The sequence below is a fragment of the Streptomyces sp. NPDC005784 genome (genome assembly GCF_042871525.1).
Taxonomy (GTDB): domain Bacteria; phylum Actinomycetota; class Actinomycetes; order Streptomycetales; family Streptomycetaceae; genus Streptomyces.
Genome location: NZ_JBIAIQ010000002.1, coordinates 153,648 through 173,334 on the forward strand (window position 1 = coordinate 153,648; position 19,687 = coordinate 173,334).

Genomic DNA, 19,687 nt, shown 5'->3' on the forward strand with positions numbered 1-19,687 from the left:
CGACCGGAGCCTGCCCCGGTGCCCGGGGTCTGTCCTAGATGAGCCCGTGCTCCCGCAGATAGTCCATCTGCGCCAGCACCGACAGCTCGGCCGCGGGCCACAACGACCGGTCCACATCCGCGTAGACGCGCGCGACGACCTCGTCCGGCGACCGGTAACCGTTCTCGACGGCGGTCTCGACCTGGGCGAGCCGGTGGGCGCGATGGGCGAGATAGAACTCGACCGCGCCCTGTGCGTCCTCGAGGACGGGCCCGTGACCGGGCAGGACGGTGTGCACGCCGTCGTCGACCGTCAGGGAGCGGAGCCGGCGCAGGGAGTCCAGATAGTCGCCCAGACGCCCGTCGGGATGGGCCACCACGGTCGTACCGCGCCCCAGGACGGTGTCCCCGGTCAGGACCGCCCGATCGGCCGGGAGATGGAAGCACAGCGAGTCGGCGGTGTGCCCCGGGGTCGACACGACGCGCAGCTCGAGCCCACCGACGCTGATCACCTCTCCGGCGGCCAGCCCCTCGTCCCCCAGCCGCAGCGCGGGGTCCAGAGCCCGGACCTTGGTCCCCGTCAGCTCGGCGAACCGTGATGCGCCCTCCGCGTGATCGGGATGCCCGTGTGTCAGCAGGGTCAGCGCGACACGCTTCCCGGCCTTCTCGGCCGTGTCCAGGACCGTGCGCAGATGTACGTCGTCCAGGGGCCCCGGGTCGATGACGACCGCGAGCTCGGAGTCCGGCTCGGACACGATCCACGTGTTCGTGCCGTCCAGGGTCATCGCGGAGGCGTTGGGGGCGAGGACGTTCACCGCGCGCGCGGTGGCGGGGCCGGAGAGGACCGTGCCTCGCGGCCGGCCGGGGAGGGCTGCTGCGTCGGTCATGCGGATGCTCCGCCGGTCGGGATGTGCTTGGTGAACTCGTCGTGTCCCGGCCAGGAGAGGACGACCTCGCCCTCCTCCAGGCGCGCCTTGGCCAGGACGGGGGTCAGATCACGGGCGGGCGCGGCGGCGAGGGCGTCGGCGGCCCTCTCGTACTCCACGATCCCGCGCAGGGTCGCGATGGTGGGCGGCATCATCAGCAGCTCGCCCTTGTCGTAGCCGACGGCCGCGTCGGCCGGACGGATCCACACCGTGCGGTCGGCCTCCGTGGAGGCGTTCCGCGTGCGCTGGCCCTCCGGGAGGACGGCCACGAAGAACCACGTGTCGTAGCGGCGGGACTCGAACTCCGGGGTGATCCAGCGGGCCCAGGCCCCGAGCAGGTCCGAGCGGAGCACGAGCCCCCTGCGGTCGAGGAACTCCGCGAAGGACAGGTCCCTGGCGACCAGGGCCGCCCGGTCCGCCTCCCAGTCGTCCCCCGTCGTGTCGCCGACCACGGTGTCCGGGCTGGGGCCGGCGAGCAGGACGCCCGCCTCCTCGTACGTCTCCCGTACGGCCGCGCAGACGACGGCCTGCGCGGAGGTCTCGTCCACGCCGAGCCTCTGCGCCCACCACGCGCGCGTGGGCCCCGCCCAGCGGATCTGGTGCTCGTCGTCGCGCGGGTCCACGCCGCCGCCCGGATACGCGTACGCGCCTCCGGCGAAGGCCATGGAGGCACGTCTGCGCAGCATGTGGACCACGGGGCCGGCCTCGCTGTCCTTCACCAGCATCACCGTGGCGGCGCGCCGGGGCGTGACCGGCGTCAGCGTGCCCTCGGCGAGCGCCCGAATCCGCTCCGGCCACTCCGCCGGAAACCATTGCCCATTCCCCATGGCCGGAGGCTATCCCGAGCCGGGCGGATGTTCGAGGCCTCACCGCCCCCACAAGCGCTCCTCGGCCCCTCCGTCCTGCCCTTCCCGTCCCTGGGGCTCCGCCCCGGACCCGCTCCTCAAACGCCGGAGAGGCTGAGACGTACGTACGGAAGGGGCCGTGGGGGGGGGGGGGGGGGGGGCCACCACCCCCCCCCCCCCCCCCCCCCCACCCCCCCCCCCCCAAACCCCCCCCCCCCCCCCCCCCCCCCCCCCCCCCCCCCCCGCCCCCCCCCCCCCCCGCGGGGGGGGGGGGGGGCGCGCCGGGGGGCGGGGGGGGGGCGCCCCCCCCGCCCCCCCCCCCCCACGGCCCCGACCCACGACGAACCAGGCACCCGGAAACTCAGCCGGGCACGACGCACGCAAGACGCCCGGAGGCTACGCGTGCGTCAGCTCCACCTGGATCTCGACCTCGACCGGCGCGTCCAGCGGCAGCACGGCCACACCGACCGCGCTGCGGGCGTGCACGCCCTTGTCACCCAGCACGGCGCCCAGCAGCTCGCTCGCGCCGTTCAGCACACCCGGCTGCCCGGTGAAGTCCGACGCCGAGGCCACGAAGCCCACGACCTTCACGACACGCGCGATGCGGTCGAGGTCGCCCACGACCGACTTCACCGCCGCCAGGGCGTTCAGCGCGCATGTACGGGCCAGCTCCTTGGCCTCCTCGGCGGTGACCTCGGCCCCCACCTTGCCGGTGACCGGAAGCTTCCCGTCCACCATCGGAAGCTGCCCGGCGGTGTACACGTACACGCCCGACTGCACGGCGGGCTGGTACGCGGCCAGCGGCGGAACGACACCCGGAAGGGTCAGCCCGAGTTCGGCGAGCTTCGCCTCGACCGCCCCGCTCATGCGGACTTCTCGCGCTTCAGGTAGGCCACCAGCTGCTCGGGGTTGTTCGGTCCGGGCACGACCTGGACGAGCTCCCAGCCGTCCTCGCCCCAGGTGTCCAGAATCTGCTTCGTGGCATGGACGAGCAGCGGCACGGTTGAGTATTCCCACTTGGTCATGTGGCCGACTGTAGCCGCTGAGGACCACCATCTCCCGCCCGAGCCACCCGCTGTCCCACCCTCGAAAGCGCGGCTTGTCCACAGCCTCCTGCTTACTCCGGCGGCGGACTGGTTAGGCTCGAATACGTGAGCAGGCTCCAGGTCGTCAGCGGCAAGGGCGGTACCGGCAAGACCACGGTAGCCGCGGCCCTCGCGCTCGCCCTCGCGACCGAGGGCAAGCGCGCCCTCCTCGTCGAGGTCGAGGGCAGACAGGGCATCGCGCAGCTCTTCGAGACAGAAGCGCTGCCCTACGAGGAGCGGAAGATCGCCGTCGCTCCGGGGGGCGGGGAGGTGTACGCCCTCGCCATCGACCCCGAACTGGCGCTGCTGGACTACCTCCAGATGTTCTACAAACTGGGCGGCGCCGGCCGCGCCCTGAAGAAACTCGGCGCGATCGACTTCGCGACCACCATCGCGCCCGGACTGCGGGACGTGCTCCTCACCGGCAAGGCCTGCGAGGCGGTGCGGCGCAAGGAGAAGAGCGGCCGCTTCACATACGACTACGTGGTGATGGACGCACCCCCCACCGGTCGCATCACCCGCTTCCTGAACGTCAACGACGAGGTCGCAGGCCTCGCGAAGATCGGCCCGATACACAATCAGGCCCAGGCCGTCATGCGTGTCCTCAAGTCCCCGGAGACGGAGGTCCACTTGGTGACGCTGCTGGAGGAGATGCCCGTACAGGAGACCGCGGACGGGATCGCGGAGCTGCGCGCCGCGAAGCTTCCCGTGGGCCGGATCATCGTGAACATGGTGCGCCCGGCACTCCTCGACGACACCGACCTGGCACTCGTGGAGGCCGCTCCCCGTACGGCGATCGCCAAATCGCTCTCCGCGGCCGGCCTCGGCGGCGCGCGGCGCGGCGGACTGGCCGAGCGGCTGGTGGGGCCGCTCCTCCAGCAGGCCGAGGAGTACGCCGAGCGGTACGCCCTGGAGACCGAGCAGCGGAGCGTACTGGCCGAACTGGGCCTGCCACTGCACGAACTCCCGCTGCTCGCCGAGGGCCTGGATCTGGCGGGCCTGTACGAACTGGCCGCACAGCTGCGTAAGCAAGGGATGTCATGAGTCTGGACCCCGCCCGCGTCCTCGATCTCGACCCGCTGCTCGACGACCCGAAGACCCGCATCGTGGTGTGCTGCGGCTCCGGCGGCGTCGGCAAGACGACCACGGCCGCGGCCCTCGGGCTGCGCGCCGCGGAGCGCGGCCGCAAGGTGGTCGTGCTCACCATCGACCCCGCGCGCAGGCTGGCGCAGTCCATGGGCATCGACTCGCTCGACAACACTCCGCGCCGGGTGAAGGGCGTCGAGGGGAGCGGCGAGCTGCACGCCATGATGCTCGACATGAAGCGCACGTTCGACGAGATCGTCGAGGCGCACGCGGACGGCGACCGGGCGGCCGCCATCCTCAACAACCCCTTCTACCAGTCGCTTTCGGCGGGCTTCGCGGGCACGCAGGAGTACATGGCGATGGAGAAGCTGGGCCAGTTGCGGGCGCGCGACGAGTGGGACCTGATCGTGGTCGACACGCCGCCGTCCCGCTCGGCACTGGACTTCCTGGACGCCCCGAAGCGGCTCGGGTCCTTCCTCGACGGGCGGCTGATCCGGCTGCTGACGGCGCCGGCGAAGCTGGGCGGCCGGGCGGGCATGAAGTTCCTCAGCGTCGGGATGTCGATGATGACCGGCACCCTGGGCAAGCTGCTCGGGGGTCAGCTCCTCAAGGACGTCCAGACGTTCGTCGCGGCCATGGACACCACCTTCGGCGGTTTCCGCACCCGGGCCGACGCCACGTACAAGCTGCTCCAGGCGCCCGGCACCGCGTTCCTCGTGGTGGCGGCGCCCGAGCGGGACGCGCTGCGCGAGGCCGCGTACTTCGTGCAGCGGCTGGCCGCTGAGGACATGCCGTTCGCCGGGCTGGTGCTCAACCGGGTGCACGGCAGCGGGGCCACCCAGCTGTCCGCCGAACGGGCGCTCGCCGCCGCGGAGGATCTTGATTCCGTCGACGCGGAAAATCCTGAATCCGTCGCCGCAGAAAATCTTGACGAGCCCGGCATTGTGGATCAGGGGGACGGGAAAGCTGGACTTCGTAACTCTCCCGACACGTACGGCAGTTCAGGATCACCGGCTTCCGAGACATCAGCTCCTGACGAAGGCTCCCCCGCCGCCACGGACAGGACAGCCACCACGGACCGCACCACCGCTACGGACAGGACCGCCGCCACGGACCCCGAGCGATCCATCGACCAACTCACCGCAGGTTTGTTGAGGCTCCACGCCGAGCGCATGCAGTTGCTCTCCCGCGAGCAGCGCACGCGTGACCGCTTCGCCGCGCGCCACCCGGAGGTGCCGGTGGCCGAAGTGGCCGCGCTGCCCGGTGACGTACACGATCTCGCGGGGCTGCGGGACATCGGGAACCGGCTCGCGGCCCACCGGCCGGAGCTGCCCGAAGGCTGAGCGTGCGGGAGCGGCCCTGAGGGGACGCCCTCAGCCCTGCCGGCCTCCGCGGCACCGGACGGGCCCTGGAAGGGCTCGGACGGGCCTGAGAGGCCCGAGGGTGGCGTCCTGTCCCGAAGGGCGAACTCCCCTCAGCCCACCGCCGCGTAGCGCTCGTACACCTCTTCCTCGTCGAGGGGCAGCAGGCCCGCGCCGCGCTCGTACTCCGTACGCGCGGTCTCGAGCAGGCGACGCCACGAGGTGACGGTCGGCCGCCGGCGCAGCAATGCACGGCGCTCGCGCTCGGTCATGCCACCCCACACGCCGAATTCGACGCGGTTGTCGAGCGCGTCGGCGAGGCACTCCGTGCGAACCGGACATCCGGTGCACACTGCCTTTGCCCTGTTCTGCGCTGCTCCTTGAACGAACAGTTCATCTGGATCGGTAGTGCGGCAGGCCGCCTGCGCACTCCAGTCGGTTACCCAGCCCATACCGGCGCCGTCCTCTCCCGAATCGAGGCTCCCCCACGGCGGCAGCGGCATATTCACCGCCGCCAGTTGAGGACGTTACGGAAGGTGGGCACAGCGCAACACCCCCTTCGGGCCCAATCTTGAATGGCCCGAACGGACTATGCGTAAGCGGCAGATCACCCGGGGGAGTGAGCCGAGGACATGTGCGACCATCCCGGCAAACCCGGACAGTTCAGTCGAGTCACAAGGGACGCCATGTGACACACAAGGCTGATTCGGACACGTGCTCCACAGGGACGCGGAATCTCCGGAACGATTCGGGGTCGCCGGACGTATTGATACGTGGCCGCACTGCTGTGACAGTTGAGAGCAGCTTAGGCCAAGGCATATACGCGTGTCCGGCGAATGAGAACGTAGGCTGCCCTCATGCCAAAGAAGCGCTCGGGCGGTGGTCTGTCCCCTACGCAGCAGGCCGCCAAGTTCCTCGGTGTCAGCGTGCTCGCGGGCGCCGTCATGGCCGGAATCGCGCTGCCCGCCGCGGGCGCGCTCGGCCTGGCGGCCAAGGGGTCGGTCCAGGGGTTTGATGACATTCCGGACAATCTGAAAAGTCCGTCGCTGAGTCAGCGGACCACGATCCTGGACAGCAAGGGCGGTCAGATCGCGACGGTCTACTCGCGCGACCGCACAGTGATCGACCTCAAGAACATCTCGCCCTACATGCAGAAGGCGATCGTCGCGATCGAGGACTCGCGCTACTACCAGCACGGCGCGATCGACCTGAAGGGCATCCTGCGCGCGGTCAACCAGAACGCGCAGAACGGCGGGGTGGCCCAGGGCGCCTCCACCCTGACCCAGCAGCTGGTGAAGAACTACTTCGTGGAAGAGGCCGGCGACGACCCGACCAAGGTCGCCCAGGCCACCCAGCAGACCATCGGCCGCAAGATCCGCGAGCTCAAGTACGCGATCCAGCTGGAAGAGAAGCTGGGCAAGAAGAAGATCCTCGAGAACTACCTGAACATCACGTTCTTCGGGGAGCAGGCGTACGGCGTCGAGGCCGCCTCCCAGCGCTACTTCTCCAAGCCCGCCAAGGCCCTGAACCTCCAGGAGTCGGCGCTGCTCGCGGGCATCGTCCAGTCGCCGAGCCGGTACGACCCGGTCAACGACGAGGAGGAGGCCACCAAGCGCCGCAACACCGTGCTGCAGCGCATGGCCGAGGTGCACGACATCTCCCAGGAGCAGGCCGACGCCGCCAAGGAGACGAAGCTCGGGCTGCACGTCAGCGAGCCGAAGAACGGCTGCATCACGGCGATCAAGGGCGCCAGCTTCTTCTGCAAGTACGTGGAGAACGTCTTCCTGAGCGACCCGGTCTTCGGCAAGACCAAGGAGGATCGGGCGAAGGTCTGGAACCAGGGCGGCCTGACCATCCGTACGACGCTCGACCCGCAGTCCCAGGCGTCGATCCAGGCGTCGATAAAGGATCACGTCTACAAGTCCGACAAGGTCGCGGCGGCAGCCACCCTGGTCGAGCCCGGCACCGGGAAGATCCTCGGGATGGGCCAGTCGAAGCCGTACGGCTACGGAAAGAACGAGACCGAGTACAACTACTCGGTGAACTACGACATGGGCGGCTCGAACTTCGGCTTCCCGACCGGTTCGACGTTCAAGCCGTTCGTGGCCGCGGCCGCGCTGGAGCAGGGCCGGCCGGCGACGCAGGAATACTCCTCGCCGAACTCGATGCCGTACCCCAGCCCCGTGCAGACCTGCGGCAGCAAGCCGTGGACGAACCAGGCGAACGAGCAGGTCCCGAACGAGAGCGCGTCGGAGAAGGGCCCGTATCAGCTGAAGGAGGCGATGGCCAAGTCGGTCAACACCTACTTCGTGCAGATGATCTCCGACATCGGCCTCTGCCCGGTGATGAACCAGATCGACAAGCTCGGCGTGGTCCAGGGCAACGGCGACAAGCTCCCCCAGGTACCCTCCATCGCCCTGGGCGCCAAGGGCATCTCGCCGCTCACCATGGCCACGGCCTACGCCGCCTTCGCCTCCCGCGGCATGTACTGCACCCCGATCGCCATCGAGTCGATCAGCCAGCAGATCGGCGGGCGCGAGAAGTCCCTGGACGTACCCAAGTCGACCTGCTCGCGGGCCATGTCCGAGCAGACCGCGGACACCGTCAACAGCCTGCTGAGCGGCGTGATCGACTCCGGTACGGGCCAGCAGGCCGGTCTCACCGACCGCGCCAACGCCGGTAAGACGGGTACCACCGACGAGCGCAAGAACGCCTGGTTCGTCGGCTACACGCCGAACCTCGCCGGCGCGGTCTGGGTCGGCAGCGCCACCCAGCGGGTCCACATGACCAACATCCAGATCGGCGGCGTCTACCACGACAAGGTGTACGGCGGTCAGGTCCCCGGCCCGATCTGGCGGGACCTGATGACGGGCGCTCTCGTGGGCAAGGACGCCCCGTCCTTCAACCTGGTCAACATTCCCGACCCCATAAAGGACAAGGGCAAGGGCGACGGCCAGGACGACGGGAACAACGGCCGCCACGGCGGAAACGGGAACGGCGGGAACGGAAACACCATCACCGGCCAGACCGACGGTGGAGTGGTCTTCCCGACGCCCTCCTTCTCCATTCCCCAGGGATGGATCCAGGGCAACACGAACAGCGGCAACGGGAACGGCGGCCAGCGCAACTGACCCGTACGCCGGGAACGGGCGCGTGAGCGCCTGAACGCTGAACGCCCCGTGGGCCAGGAGTCGATCCTGGCCCACGGGGCGTTCAGCGTGCGGGGTGTTGCACGGCGGGGGTTCCACGGCGGGGCGCTTGTCCGTGACTCGTCGTCCGCGGGACCGGCAGTGGCGTCAGCCGGCCCAGGAACGGGCCGCGGCCTGCCCGGTGACCGGCAGTGGCGTCAGCCCGCGAGCAACTGCTTCACGACGGCGGCGACGCGGCCGCCCTCGGCCAGGCCGGCCACCTTCGGGTTCACGATCTTCATGACCTGGCCCATGGCGCGCGGGCCTTCGGCACCCGCCGCCCTCGCCTCCTCGACGGCCTGGGCGACGATCTGCTGAAGCTCCTCGTCGGACAGTTGCTTGGGCAGATACGTGGCGAGCAACTCGCCCTCCGCCCGCTCCCGCTCGGCCGACTCGGGGCGCCCGCCCTGCGCGAAGGCCTCGGCCGCCTCACGACGCTTCTTCGCCTCGCGGGCGATCACCTTCTGCACCTCGTCGTCGGAGAGCTCGCGCTTGGTCTTGCCCGCGACCTCCTCGTTGGTGATCGCGGAGAGGGTCAGCCGGATCGTCGAGGAGCGGAGCTCGTCGCGCCCCTTGATCGCGGCGTTGAGGTCTTCCTGCAACTTCGACTTGAGCGTGGTCATGCCGTCCAGTGTCGCAGGTGCGGTGATGCGGACGCCTGTTGATTTCGCAGCGCGCCTGACGGGCACCCAGAGGCCGCCCGAGGCCCACCCCACGGTTTCGCGCGAAGGCCTCCCGGGACCCTCCCCTCCCAGCGGTTTCGCTGCGGGTTTCCGGGTTGTCCACAGGCGGGTACGAGGGCTCGTCGGGGTCTGACACGATGGACGTATGCGCGCGCGATACGGAGTACCCCTGGGAATCACGGCGGTGGGCGCCGCCGGTCTGCTGTACTCGGCGGGGTTCGAGGCCCGTTCCTTCCGCCTGCGGCGGATCACGGTCCCGGTCCTGCCGCCGGGGATGCGGCCGCTGCGCGTCCTGCAGGTCTCGGACATCCACATGGTGAGCGGACAGCGCAAGAAGCAGCGCTGGCTGCGCTCCCTGGCCGGTCTGCGCCCCGACTTCGTGATCAACACCGGGGACAACCTCTCGGACCCGGAGGGCGTGCCCGAGGTGCTGGACGCGCTCGGACCCCTGATGGACTTCCCGGGCGCCTACGTATTCGGTTCGAACGACTACTACGGCCCCAAACTCCGCAACCCCGCCCGCTACTTGCTCGAGAAGGCACACGGCCGTCACGGGCTGAACGGCAACAAGCCAGTTGTGGGAGCCATTCACAACCCGTGGCGGGACCTGCGTGACGGCTTCGACACCGCGGGCTGGCTGAACCTGACGAACGCCCGGGGGACGCTGAAGATCGAGGGCGCGGAGATCGAGCTGACCGGTCTCGACGACCCGCACATCAAGCGCGACCGCTACGCGCGCGTCGCCGGCGGCCCATCCGAGTCCGCCGACTTCTCGATGGGTGTGGTGCACGCCCCGTACCTGCGCACCCTGGACGCCTTCACGGCCGACGGCTACCCCCTGATCCTGGCGGGCCACACGCACGGCGGCCAGCTCTGCCTCCCGTTCTACGGCGCCTTCGTCACCAACTGCGACCTTGACGCGGACCGCGTAAAGGGCCTCTCCAGGCATACGGCGGAGGGCCGGACGTCGTACATGCACGTCTCGGCGGGCTGCGGCACGAACCGCTACACACCGGTCCGCTTCGCCTGCCCGCCGGAGGCATCGCTGCTGACGCTGGTGGAACGGAAGTAGAGGTCCTCCGGGCCGCCCCTGGGGCGATATCCGGGTGCGATGCCCGGGTGCGATACCCGGGTGCGATACCGGGGGTGGTGATCTCTCACGGGTAGGCCCAGGGACACGTACGAAGTTCCGCCGACGCGGGCCGGAGGACCGGGCGAAGCTCTGCCCGACGCCGACCGGAGACCAGGCGACGTTCCTCCGAAGCGGGCCGTCACCGCTGCCGGAGTAACCCACCCAGTCGACTCATATCGCCCAAAACGCGCAATCCGCTTAGCGTGGGGCCATGATCACCCCTATGCCCAGGGACATACCCGATCTCCCCGCGATACCGGGCATCCTCCCGTCGACCCGCTCCTTCGTCCCCGCGACGGCGGTGGTGGCTCCCGCGCGTCGCCCGGCCACTGCGGCGTACCGCGTCCTGGTGGCCCTCGCGGCGGCAGCGGGCGTGGCCATCGACATCAAGCTGGGCAACCCGGCCCGGGCGCTGAGCTACTTCACGATCCAGACCAACCTGCTCGTAGCCGCGGTGTTCGCGGTGTCGGCGCGCAGGGCCTGGTCGGCCCGCCGGCCCCTGCCCGGGGTGCTGACGGGCGGCACACTGATCTACATCTTGATCACGGGCCTGGTCTATCACCTGATCCTGGCGAACGAGCCGACCCCGTTCTCCATGACCGGAGGCAACGACACGCTCTCCGGCTGGCACGCGGTCGCCAACATGCTCCTCCACACGGTCACACCGACCGCCGTGGTCCTCGACTGGCTGCTGCTGACCCGCCCCACCCCACTGGCGCTCCGCAACGCGGCGACCTGGCTTCTCTACCCCCTCGCCTACCTGGCCTTCTGTCTGGCCCGCGGTGCGATGCTGTCGCCCGGGACCCCGGCGCGCTATCTCTACCCCTTCGTCGACGTGGACCGGCACGGCTACGGGGGCGTCCTCGGCAACACCGCCATCCTCGGCGTCGCCTTCTACGCCCTGGCCCTCCTCATCGTCGTCCTCGACCACGTGCGCCCCGACCCGGTCCGACGGCGCCTTCGACGCCGCCTCCGACGCCCCGAAAACCGGATTTCGTCTCCGGCCACCAGTGGGCTAAAGTAAACGACGTCGCCGCGAGAGCAGCGACAATCGGGGTGTAGCGCAGCTTGGCAGCGCGCTTCGTTCGGGACGAAGAGGTCGTGGGTTCAAATCCCGCCACCCCGACAGCTAAAACAGCAGGTCAGGGCCGGTTTCCCTTTACGGGAAACCGGCCCTGACTCGTTTCTCGGGGCCTCTGGGGAGTGACCGGGGAGTGGATCAAGGAAATCCACTCCCGGGCTTCACTCCTGGCGCGCTCTCAGCAAGGCATCGAGTGCGCGCACGGGTGACCGCGGGTGCATGGCGGACCGGGCCGCCAACGACTCCTCCCACTGCTCGGTCAGTTCATCCATGAGCCGGTTCCTCATCCGCGCGGTGATGTGCGAGTAGCGCGCCTGTACCGAACCGTCCTCGTGCCCGAGGCGCTCGTCCATGAGCTTGGGCGGGATTCCGAGTTCCTCCATGACCGTCTTGTGAGAGTGCCTGAGCCCATGCGGAGTGAGGCCTCGCGCGATCGGAAGCCAGCACGGCCGGAGTCTCTTTTGCATACCTCGTCTGCCTCGCGGGCTCTCAGCATAGAGGCGTAGTCACATCCGCTGAAGTTCACGCTGGTTCATGGCCGTGGTTGGCGAAGACGGCTCACAGGCCCTGAACGGGCCTGAACCTCCAGAAACGGCGACCAGCAGAATTGGAAAGCGTGTTGGGGGCAACCCCTCACGAGTTCGAATCTCGTATCCTCCGCACCCGCCCACCAGGGCAGAGGAGGGCCCCGACCGCGCAGCGGCCGGGGCCCTCGTCATTCTCGTGGTGGTGGTCATGGCTGCCGTCCCAGAGATCGTGTGTACGTACGCGGAAGCATCACGATCGATAGCCGGACATCGGCCGGTATCCCGTCTGGCAGGACACCCGGACGGTCCGCTCGCGCCACGGACCCCATGGACCGGAACGCCACCCGATTGATAACGGTGAACTGCGCCGCGCGAGTGGAATGTCGCCGGGCTGCCACCAAAATCCCCGCTGGTGAGGACACAGTGACGGGGTGAAGGTTGGCCGCGGCGTTTCGTGGAGGAAACAGGGAGCCTACGACCGGGCTCGGAGGTGGCGAGTCCGCAAGGGCGGGTGGTACGTGCCGTTGCTGGCGCTGACCTTCGCAGGGGCGCTGGTCATGCTCTTCCTGGCGGTGGACGCCATCGTCACGCTGTGGGGCAAGAACGGCGTGAACGACACCCACTTCCGTTCACCCATGGTCTGGATCGACGAGCAGTGCGGCGAGAACAACTTTTCGTGTGGCGTCCTGCAGAACGTCTTCATGCCCTTCCTCACACTCGCCCTGGTCACCGTCGCCTACCTCTTCTTCCGGTTCAGCCGGGTGCGCAGGGCGTATCTGAAGAAGGCCCGGGAGAACCCGCACGAGCTCGTGGAAACAGCGGGCGACGTCTTCGGCGAGGTGGTGGGCCGGGACCAGCTCTGCGCTGTCCTCACGGGGGATCTGCAGGACAGCCGGTTTCGCCGTACGCACGTCGTCGTCGGAGGTATCGGAACGGGCAAGACGGCACTGATCGTGCTGCTGACGCAGCAACTCGCCCGGTACGACGCCGTCCCCATCCCGTTGCGCCTGCGCGGGGTCGATGGAGACCTGGACTTCCACCAGTTGGCGTTCGAGCGGTTTTCCCGGGAGGTGGATGGCAACGTCCGCTCCGGCGCCGAGGCTGAGAAGGTGTGGCGGCGGTTGTGCCAGCAGGGACGGATCGTCGTACTCGCGGACGGGCTGGAAGAGGTGCTGACCGGTGAGGCGCTGGCCGAGGAACGCGACAACATCATCCGGCTGGCCATCCGCCGGGCCAATGAAGAGCGGCTACCGCTCATCATCACCTCACGGCCGCACGACTCGCTTCGGGGATTGGAGGCGTCCCTCACTGACCTGGAGCCGCTGAGCGAAGAGGCGGCCCTGAGGTACATCTCCTCCGGCAACAGATGGGAGGACCGGCAGCGGCTGGACTGGATCGTCGAGAAGGCCGGCATCACCGAGGCGCCCACCTATCTGCAGATCGCCCGCGAACTCCACGAGGCGGGGCTCCTGGAACACGCCCTGTCCGGGCGCTCCGAGGAGGAGGCTGTGGAGACTCGCGGCGGGGACCGGGCCACGCTCCGCTTACATCTGCTCGACGCGTGGCTCAACGCTCTGATCAGCGGCTGTCTCCATCCGGAACTGCCGCTCGGCCCGGACGAGCGGCGGTCGACCATCAACTATCTTTCAGCACTGGCATGCGCAGGACTGGCGTCGGACTCCTCCGAGGTGCGATTCGCCGAGGTGGTCGACGAGCACGACCTCTTGCGGCCCCGCTACCCCGAGATCGTCCGGGAACTGGCGAAAAGGGTCGAGGACAGCCCACTCGACATTCGCCTCGCCGCGCAGTGGGGCTCGCGGATGGGCCTGGCGGAACTCGTCGGGGACCGCGTCCGCTTCCAGCACAGCGTCCTCCAGGCCCATCTCGGATCCCGGTTCATGAACGCGGTGATCCACCCGGGTCTCCCGGCCGAGCCGACGGAAGGGTCCTTCTTCCCCGCAGCGCTGGAGAAGCCGGGGCGCGAGCTGCTGATCGCGATGGTGCTCCACTCCCGCACGCTCGAGGGCTTGTGCATGCACGGGGAAGCGGACGCTGGCCAGGACCCCTGGTGCCCGGCGTCGGCCGCGCGGGATCTGCTCCTGAACGCCGCCTGCCGGGCGCAGACGACCATGGGCGAGCGGCTGGGATCGCCCGACGATGCGCAGGCTCCCGGCGCCGGGGAATCCGTCGCCCGAGCCCGGGCGGTCTTCGGGCGCCTCCCCCATACGAACACACTCGAGCTGTACGCGGCGGCCCTGGATATCGACAGCATCGACGCCGAACCGCAGCAGCACCTCGTCGCGATGCGGCTGTGCACCTCCTGGCCGGACCTGGTGGCCCGGGATCCCCACACCCTGGAGGAGGCCAAGGCGCTGCTCGTGTCTCGTTTCGGCGAGGCGATGCGCAGCGTCGTCCGCAGACAGACCCTGCAACCCGCCTATCTCGAACTGTTCGACATCGCGTGCCAAGAGCCGGCGTATCCCATCCGTGTCGCCATTGCACAGGAGATCGGGGCCGGCGGCGACGCGGCCTTCGCCGCGCTCCAGCCCCGACTGCGCGGACCGCAGGTCATCCGGGGCCGGCGGGTGCAACGCGAGAACGAGAGGGATCTGGTTTTGGAACTGTACGACGGCCAGCAGCCGGAACTCGTCGCCGAACAGGAAACAAGGCGACACCGGCAGGTGGAAGGCGGCGTCGGTCGGATGAAGCGGGAGCTGCGAGAGCGAGAGGAGCAACGGCACGACGAGCGCCGACGGGAGGCGGAGGAACGGGAGGCAGAGGAGAAGAACTGGCGGGACAACACCATGTGCGCGTGGCTGGTCCCTCTGCTCGTGGGTTCGGTCACCACCCATCGCCATCAGGGCACCCCTTACGCATTTCTCGAGAGCTGGGTGCGGCGTGTGGGCGTGCCGGACGAGGACGGGTCCCCCGCTCTCGACCTCACCGTGGAAGTGGCCCTTGCACAGGGCTTCAAGTACGCGGCCAACCGCAGGCAACGTCATCCGCACGCCCGGCCCGAGGCGCGGGAGTATCTGGCCGAGCAGGCCTGGGACATGCTCAAGCGCACCCGGTTCTGGTTCACCCGGCTCACGCTGCTGCACGCGCTGACCCTCTGGAACCTCCCCGACGGCGCCGACGCGACGCGCCCCGTTCGTGGACACGGCTCCGATCCCGCGGAAAAGCTGCGTCAGTGGCTCGCCCTCCCCAGTGGGGAACGGCAGCATCCCTTCGTGGCGGCCGCCGCCGAACTGTGTGTCCAAGCACTGGAATCCCGTCAGCCCGAGCGATTCCTGTGGATCGACGAGTGCGGCATCGCCGCTCATGTCGGCTCGCAGACCGCCCCGCACGGCGAAGCCCGCAAACACCAGCTATGGATCCCGCCTTCGACCGGCTGGAGCACGTTGCACGAGCGCGCCCAGCAACTCCTCGCCGACGTGATCTTGCTGCTCAACCTCGCCGAGCGCGCCGACTGGCCGGAAAGCCGACTCCGCCGCCTTCAGCGCACCAGCCGGTCCGATCTGCCTCCATGTCTCACCCGGGACCGTGGCCCGCTCGACCCGAGCCGCTTCGGCGTCCGTACGGCGGCCTCGCAGCCGGGCTCCAACTGCCTGGACGACTGCGCCTTTGAACTGTGCCCGTACCCGCCCAAAGGCCTCGGCGGACACCGGGTGGAGTTGAGCCAGGCCTTCTGCCGTGCACAGTCCACCTTGCTGTCGCGATCCCGCTCTCCGCTCCGCCCCGAGGCGAGATGGCAGCGGAGCACAAAGACAGGCCAGCTCAGGCAGTTCTGGGAACAGATGGGACAGCGGGCGCAGGACAACACCCGCCCACGATGACGCTCGTGCCTGCGGGGATCGAAGACCGGGCCGGCGCGACCCGGGGGTTTACGCGATCCGGTCCGCCTTCGAGTCACAATTGGGCCCACGAAACAGAACCCTGGACCCTCGCACTCCGGACCGATCGACTCAGCCCAACCGAGTCGGCCAACGCCATCATCGACGTCGTCGCGTCCTCCGCCTCAGCCGAGATCCGGAACGTCCGAGAGTTCGTCGGATGACCGCGCCGCGCACCCCGCCCGACCTGCCGCGTGAACCTCCGTGAACGCCCCCGTACGGCCACGCGGACAGTTGGAAAGCGTGTGGGGGGCGACGCCTCACAGTTCGCGGTGAGGGTTCTTCTGCGCCTCAGCCTTCGTCGTCCTGACGGGTCAGCCCTGGGGAGTGAGCGGGGAGTGGATCAAGAAAACCGTGCGGACAGCCGCCCACGGGAACCAACTCATACCAGCGCCCTGACCTGCGCAGGAGTCAAGTGCACCTGGTCAGCGATCTTTCCGCACACTATTCGGGACGAAGAGGTCGTAGGTTCAAATCCCGCCACCCCGACATTGGGCAGAGGCCGCTTACGGGTATCCGTGAGCGGCCTCTGTCGTGCTCGGGGGCCAAACAGGGGGCCACCGGAACAGAAGACCAGCCGTCATGACTGCGGGTTCGTCCGGGCTCGTCCTCTGCTGGTCTCCCGAGGACCGCGGCGCTTCGGTGATTCCTATGGCTGCGGTCAGGTGGTCACTGCCAGCCGACTGCACTGATCACGGACAGAGCGATGTCAGTAACGGAGCCCGTGCCGGTGTCGCCGCGTGCCACGGATCGACTACGAGCCGCTGGCCGTTCCCGGGTCTGGTACGCCTTGTGGGCTGCAGAAGCACCGGGCGTCGGCCGGGCGTCGGTGACGGGCTCGGCGGATGCCCGTGCCTCGGCAGCTGCCAGGCCATGCTCTATGTTCCGGTCAGGATGCCCAGCAAGGTGAGGGTGACGAAGGCTGCGCTCCAGGCCATCGCGTGGCGGATGCAGCGGTACTTGATCCAGACCGTTCGGGACAGGATCGTCAGTTGGCTGAGGTCACGGTCCAGTGGGGTGGTGCGGCGTACGGCTTCCTCCAGGTCGGGGACGGAGGCCGTCGCACTCGCGTCGCCGAAGTAGTGGGCTCGGAGGATGCGGGGCCGGCCGACGCGGGGAGCCACTGCCAGACCGAGCAGGACCAGGGCCATGAGGCAGGTGCCGCAGCCGCCCCAGAGCAGGACCTGTGAGATCACGGCATGGCGGCGTGGTTCGATGACGCCGCTGCACATCGTCCCGAGCAGCGCGGTGAGCATGGCGCCCAGGGTCGCCAGAAGGAAACCGGCCTTGTTGTCGGCCTTCAGCAGTTCCTCGCGCGCCTCGACCAGCAAGATGCGGGCGAGCTCTGCGTCACGAACGGGCCCCGCCGTGCCCTCTCCTGTCCCCATGGTTTCCCTTTTCGACTGTCGCTGCGATTGCCGTCGCCGGGCCGCCCCGGTCTGGGACCGGGGCGGCCGCTGCGCCGTTGGCGTACTCCTGTGGCCGGCTGACCGGCCGTCTCGTGGTCAGACGCCGGCCGTGCGACGGAGTTCGTCCTCCAGCGCGTTCACCGCCTGGCGCACGCGGATGTTCATCGCGGCCGTGTGTTCCCGCAGGGCCGCCTCCGACTCCGCGCGGTTGCGGCGGATCTCCTGCTCGATCGCGTCCTGGGCGATCTCGAAGTCGGCCAGGGCGCGCCGTTCGTCGAGGCGGACCTGCTCACCGTAGACACGGACCGCGCTGTTGCTGTGGATGGTGAGCATCTGCTCGTAGGAGTTCTCGCGGCTGAGGAACTTCACCATCACCGGAAGCATGTCGAGCAGGACGAAGAGCAGGCGGATCATCCAGATGCCCACGCGAACAACGGTGTTGCCGCCGGCGAGGTCGTCCAGTGCCTGGATGCGCTCCAGGACGCCGATCTCCTTCTGCTTGGCGCGTTCGTCGGAGATCCGCTTCTCGATCGCCGTGTCACGGGCCTTGGAGAAGTCGTCCCGCGCGGAGGTCAGCCGGCCGCCGAGGCTCTCGATGCGGCTGTTCATGCCTGCCAGCCGGGTCTCGTTCTGTTCGGTGTGGTGCGACGTGCGGTAGTCCTGCGCCTTCGCACGGAGCCGGAGGCATTCGGAGGTCCGCTGGTACAGGCCGGTGCCCGCGATACGGATCAGCTGTCGGCACTCGGCGCGCACCTCCGTGTCGATCGCCTCCAGCCTGTTCGTGTCCCGGTCCACCCGCTTCTGGAGCGTGGCCGCGTCCGACCTCAACGTGCCGAGTTCGTCGGCCTGTTGACCCGGTGCCTCGCTGAAGGAGAGTACGTACGCGGAGGCGCAGTTCTTCGGCGCGGTGACCGTGGTGGTGTCCGGCACGGGGTTGCAGCGGACCAGGTTCGACCTGAGCCGGTCGATGTCTCCGATGCGCTCCCCGGCGACGTGCTCCTCCACCGCTGTCGCGAAGATCCTCAGCACCAGGGGTTCGGCGATGACGACACCGAGCATCAGGGCGATCAGCAGGCGCAGAACAAGGGATCCGGCCTGGCGTCGCGCGTTCGGCTGCGGGGTGACCAGCAGACGGTCGAGGTTGAGGATGAACAGCATCCAGATCACGGTCGGGATCACTGCCAGGACGGACGCCCTGCCGAGCGCCTCCGTCGCGAAGTTCCACATCGAGAACGCCGCGATGACGGAGGTGCCGAACACCACTCCCCCGAGCGCCGTGTACTTGGCGCGTTCGTGCGGTGTCCGGTCCAGCAGCTCCTCGCTGACACCGCTCAGGGCGCGCAGCCGGACGGCGACATCGGCGGACCGGCGCGGGCCGGCGGGACGGGTGCGGTGCTCAGTCAAAGAGATCGTCCTCGTTCTGGACGAAGCCCTCGCGACGGTCCCGGGCTGCCCCGGGCCGGTCCCGCGGCACCGACGCCGGCCGTGCGGACGATGCCGGTTCCACCATGGGAACGTCCCCGGTACCGGAGCCGATGCCGGAGCCGATGCCGGGGCGCCTGCCGGTTTCGCGCAGAACCTGTTCGAGGACCTGCTGGTAGTCGACGAAGTCGTCGTGGGCGCCCATCTGCCGCAGCAGGGTGAGCACCATGTCACGCCGCATCTGCGACTCGGCCGTCTCCTGCGCCTGCGCGTGGGCCTGGGCGGCGGAAGCCGCGGCATGTCTGCGGGCCCCCTCCTCCTCGGCCGTCCGATGGATACGGGCCGCGGCCTGGGGGACGTCGATCTCCTGCCTCGCTATGCCGAAGGCGTCCACATGGTCGGACCCCTGGGACAGCAGATCGGCGATCACTGAAGCGTTCTTGGTCTCCAGGTCGATCTGGTACTGGCTGAGCCGGCCGTTGCGGTGCACGTCGCGCAGCTTCTCCTCCCAGGCGCGAAGGCTCTCCACCGGGCTCACCTCGGCGCTCACGAACTCGAGGCTCATCCCGGCGACCCGCGGCGGCACGACCGCACTGTAGGCGGTCATGCGGCGGGCGACCTCGGCCCGGACCGCGTTGATCTCCTCGACCCGGTGGTCGGCACTCGCCTTGGGAAGGTCGCTGTCGCCGAGCAGATAGGCGCGCAGAGGTTCGAGAACGTCGATGACACCCTGCCGGGCGATGACCGTCGGATCGGTCACCTGGCAGGTGAAGGAGGCGCGGACGGTGAATTGGTCGGCCTCGCTCACCGAGGGGAGCCTGCGTTCGACCTCCACCAGACGGGCCCTGGTGTCCACCAGGCTGACCGAGGAGGCGTCGAGCACGTCGGGATGGGACGGGTCGAAGACCATGCCCTCGGGGAAGCAGCGGTAGTTGCCGCCGACCCTGAAGACGTAGACCGCGCCGGGCGGCAGGGACGGTACATCGTCACGGCGACGGCGCCGTGACCACCAGCTGCCCTGGATCGTGTCCAGGACCTGCTCGGCGATGACTGGATAGTTCACTTGCTTCG

Annotated in this window: 15 protein-coding genes, 1 tRNA gene and 1 pseudogene; 7 read left to right on the top strand and 10 right to left on the bottom strand. The window is 69.1% G+C overall.

Going from position 1 to position 19,687, the window contains the following annotated elements:
- Positions 1 to 34: 34 nt before the first annotated feature.
- The 4 genes from ACFYR3_RS03585 to ACFYR3_RS03600 all read right to left on the bottom strand — a co-directional run bounded on the left by ACFYR3_RS03585 (position 35) and on the right by ACFYR3_RS03600 (position 2,774).
- The gene (locus ACFYR3_RS03585) at positions 35 to 865 is read right to left on the bottom strand and encodes an MBL fold metallo-hydrolase (protein WP_355842888.1); all 831 of its coding nucleotides are present in this window, start codon (positions 863 to 865) and stop codon (positions 35 to 37) included.
- Positions 862 to 1,731, bottom strand: coding sequence for an NUDIX hydrolase (locus ACFYR3_RS03590; protein WP_355842891.1), 870 nt, complete (start codon positions 1,729 to 1,731; stop codon positions 862 to 864). Before ACFYR3_RS03590 ends, ACFYR3_RS03585 begins: the two co-directional genes overlap by 4 nt.
- A 414-nt stretch (positions 1,732 to 2,145) precedes the next feature.
- Positions 2,146 to 2,616 carry a RidA family protein gene (locus ACFYR3_RS03595; protein ID WP_261704750.1) on the bottom strand — a complete coding sequence of 157 codons (471 nt, stop codon included), beginning with the start codon at positions 2,614 to 2,616 and terminating at the stop codon, positions 2,146 to 2,148.
- Entirely contained in the window at positions 2,613 to 2,774 is a 162-nt protein-coding gene (locus tag ACFYR3_RS03600; RefSeq protein ID WP_261704751.1) for a DUF4177 domain-containing protein, read from the bottom strand. Before ACFYR3_RS03600 ends, ACFYR3_RS03595 begins: the two co-directional genes overlap by 4 nt.
- Positions 2,775 to 2,900: 126 nt before the next feature.
- Here ACFYR3_RS03600 and ACFYR3_RS03605 point away from each other — a divergent pair, with 126 nt between their 5' ends.
- Together ACFYR3_RS03605 and ACFYR3_RS03610 are read left to right on the top strand one after the other, a co-directional pair.
- The gene (locus ACFYR3_RS03605) at positions 2,901 to 3,878 is read left to right on the top strand and encodes an ArsA-related P-loop ATPase (protein ID WP_355842896.1); all 978 of its coding nucleotides are present in this window, start codon (positions 2,901 to 2,903) and stop codon (positions 3,876 to 3,878) included.
- The gene (locus ACFYR3_RS03610) at positions 3,875 to 5,263 is read left to right on the top strand and encodes an ArsA family ATPase (protein ID WP_355842899.1); all 1,389 of its coding nucleotides are present in this window, start codon (positions 3,875 to 3,877) and stop codon (positions 5,261 to 5,263) included. The genes ACFYR3_RS03605 and ACFYR3_RS03610 overlap by 4 nt, the downstream gene beginning before the upstream one ends.
- Before the next feature lie 131 nt (positions 5,264 to 5,394).
- On the opposite strand, the gene wblA is transcribed toward ACFYR3_RS03610, so the two are convergent.
- Complete coding sequence (gene wblA / locus ACFYR3_RS03615) at positions 5,395 to 5,733, bottom strand: transcriptional regulator WblA (RefSeq protein ID WP_028799159.1); 339 nt, start codon at positions 5,731 to 5,733, stop codon at positions 5,395 to 5,397.
- 405 nt (positions 5,734 to 6,138) lie between these two features.
- On the opposite strand from wblA, the gene ACFYR3_RS03620 reads away from it, so the two are divergent.
- Complete coding sequence (locus ACFYR3_RS03620) at positions 6,139 to 8,412, top strand: transglycosylase domain-containing protein (RefSeq protein WP_355842902.1); 2,274 nt, start codon at positions 6,139 to 6,141, stop codon at positions 8,410 to 8,412.
- A 215-nt stretch (positions 8,413 to 8,627) separates the two neighbouring features.
- Here ACFYR3_RS03620 and ACFYR3_RS03625 read toward each other — a convergent pair whose 3' ends face one another.
- A complete protein-coding gene (locus ACFYR3_RS03625; protein WP_356783841.1) occupies positions 8,628 to 9,092 on the bottom strand; it encodes a GatB/YqeY domain-containing protein in 465 nt (154 codons plus the stop codon).
- 205 nt (positions 9,093 to 9,297) lie between these two features.
- Here ACFYR3_RS03625 and ACFYR3_RS03630 point away from each other — a divergent pair, with 205 nt between their 5' ends.
- From ACFYR3_RS03630 to ACFYR3_RS03640, 3 genes are all read left to right on the top strand, one after another.
- Positions 9,298 to 10,224, top strand: coding sequence for a metallophosphoesterase (locus tag ACFYR3_RS03630; protein ID WP_355842908.1), 927 nt, complete (start codon positions 9,298 to 9,300; stop codon positions 10,222 to 10,224).
- Positions 10,225 to 10,507: 283 nt separating this feature from the next.
- Positions 10,508 to 11,308, top strand: coding sequence for a Pr6Pr family membrane protein (locus tag ACFYR3_RS03635; RefSeq protein ID WP_355842911.1), 801 nt, complete (start codon positions 10,508 to 10,510; stop codon positions 11,306 to 11,308).
- 28 nt (positions 11,309 to 11,336) lie between these two features.
- A tRNA-Pro gene (locus ACFYR3_RS03640) sits at positions 11,337 to 11,410 on the top strand.
- Between the two features lie 116 nt (positions 11,411 to 11,526).
- Here the strand turns inward: ACFYR3_RS03640 and ACFYR3_RS03645 are convergent.
- Positions 11,527 to 11,850, bottom strand: a pseudogene (locus ACFYR3_RS03645) (tyrosine-type recombinase/integrase); the annotation flags it as partial.
- A 560-nt stretch (positions 11,851 to 12,410) separates the two neighbouring features.
- Here ACFYR3_RS03645 and ACFYR3_RS03650 point away from each other — a divergent pair.
- Entirely contained in the window at positions 12,411 to 15,728 is a 3,318-nt protein-coding gene (locus ACFYR3_RS03650) for a hypothetical protein (RefSeq protein WP_355842917.1), read from the top strand.
- 935 nt (positions 15,729 to 16,663) lie between these two features.
- Here ACFYR3_RS03650 and ACFYR3_RS03655 read toward each other — a convergent pair.
- From ACFYR3_RS03655 to ACFYR3_RS03665, 3 genes are all read right to left on the bottom strand, one after another.
- Entirely contained in the window at positions 16,664 to 17,173 is a 510-nt protein-coding gene (locus ACFYR3_RS03655) for a Pycsar system effector family protein (protein WP_355842920.1), read from the bottom strand.
- Positions 17,174 to 17,290: 117 nt separating this feature from the next.
- Positions 17,291 to 18,598: a DUF4407 domain-containing protein gene (locus ACFYR3_RS03660; RefSeq protein WP_389281329.1), complete on the bottom strand. Its 1,308-nt coding sequence runs from the start codon at positions 18,596 to 18,598 to the stop codon at positions 17,291 to 17,293.
- Positions 18,591 to 19,679 (bottom strand): hypothetical protein, encoded by a 1,089-nt coding sequence (locus tag ACFYR3_RS03665; RefSeq protein WP_389281331.1) that lies wholly within the window; start codon positions 19,677 to 19,679, stop codon positions 18,591 to 18,593. Before ACFYR3_RS03665 ends, ACFYR3_RS03660 begins: the two co-directional genes overlap by 8 nt.
- Between the last annotated feature and the right edge of the window lie 8 nt (positions 19,680 to 19,687).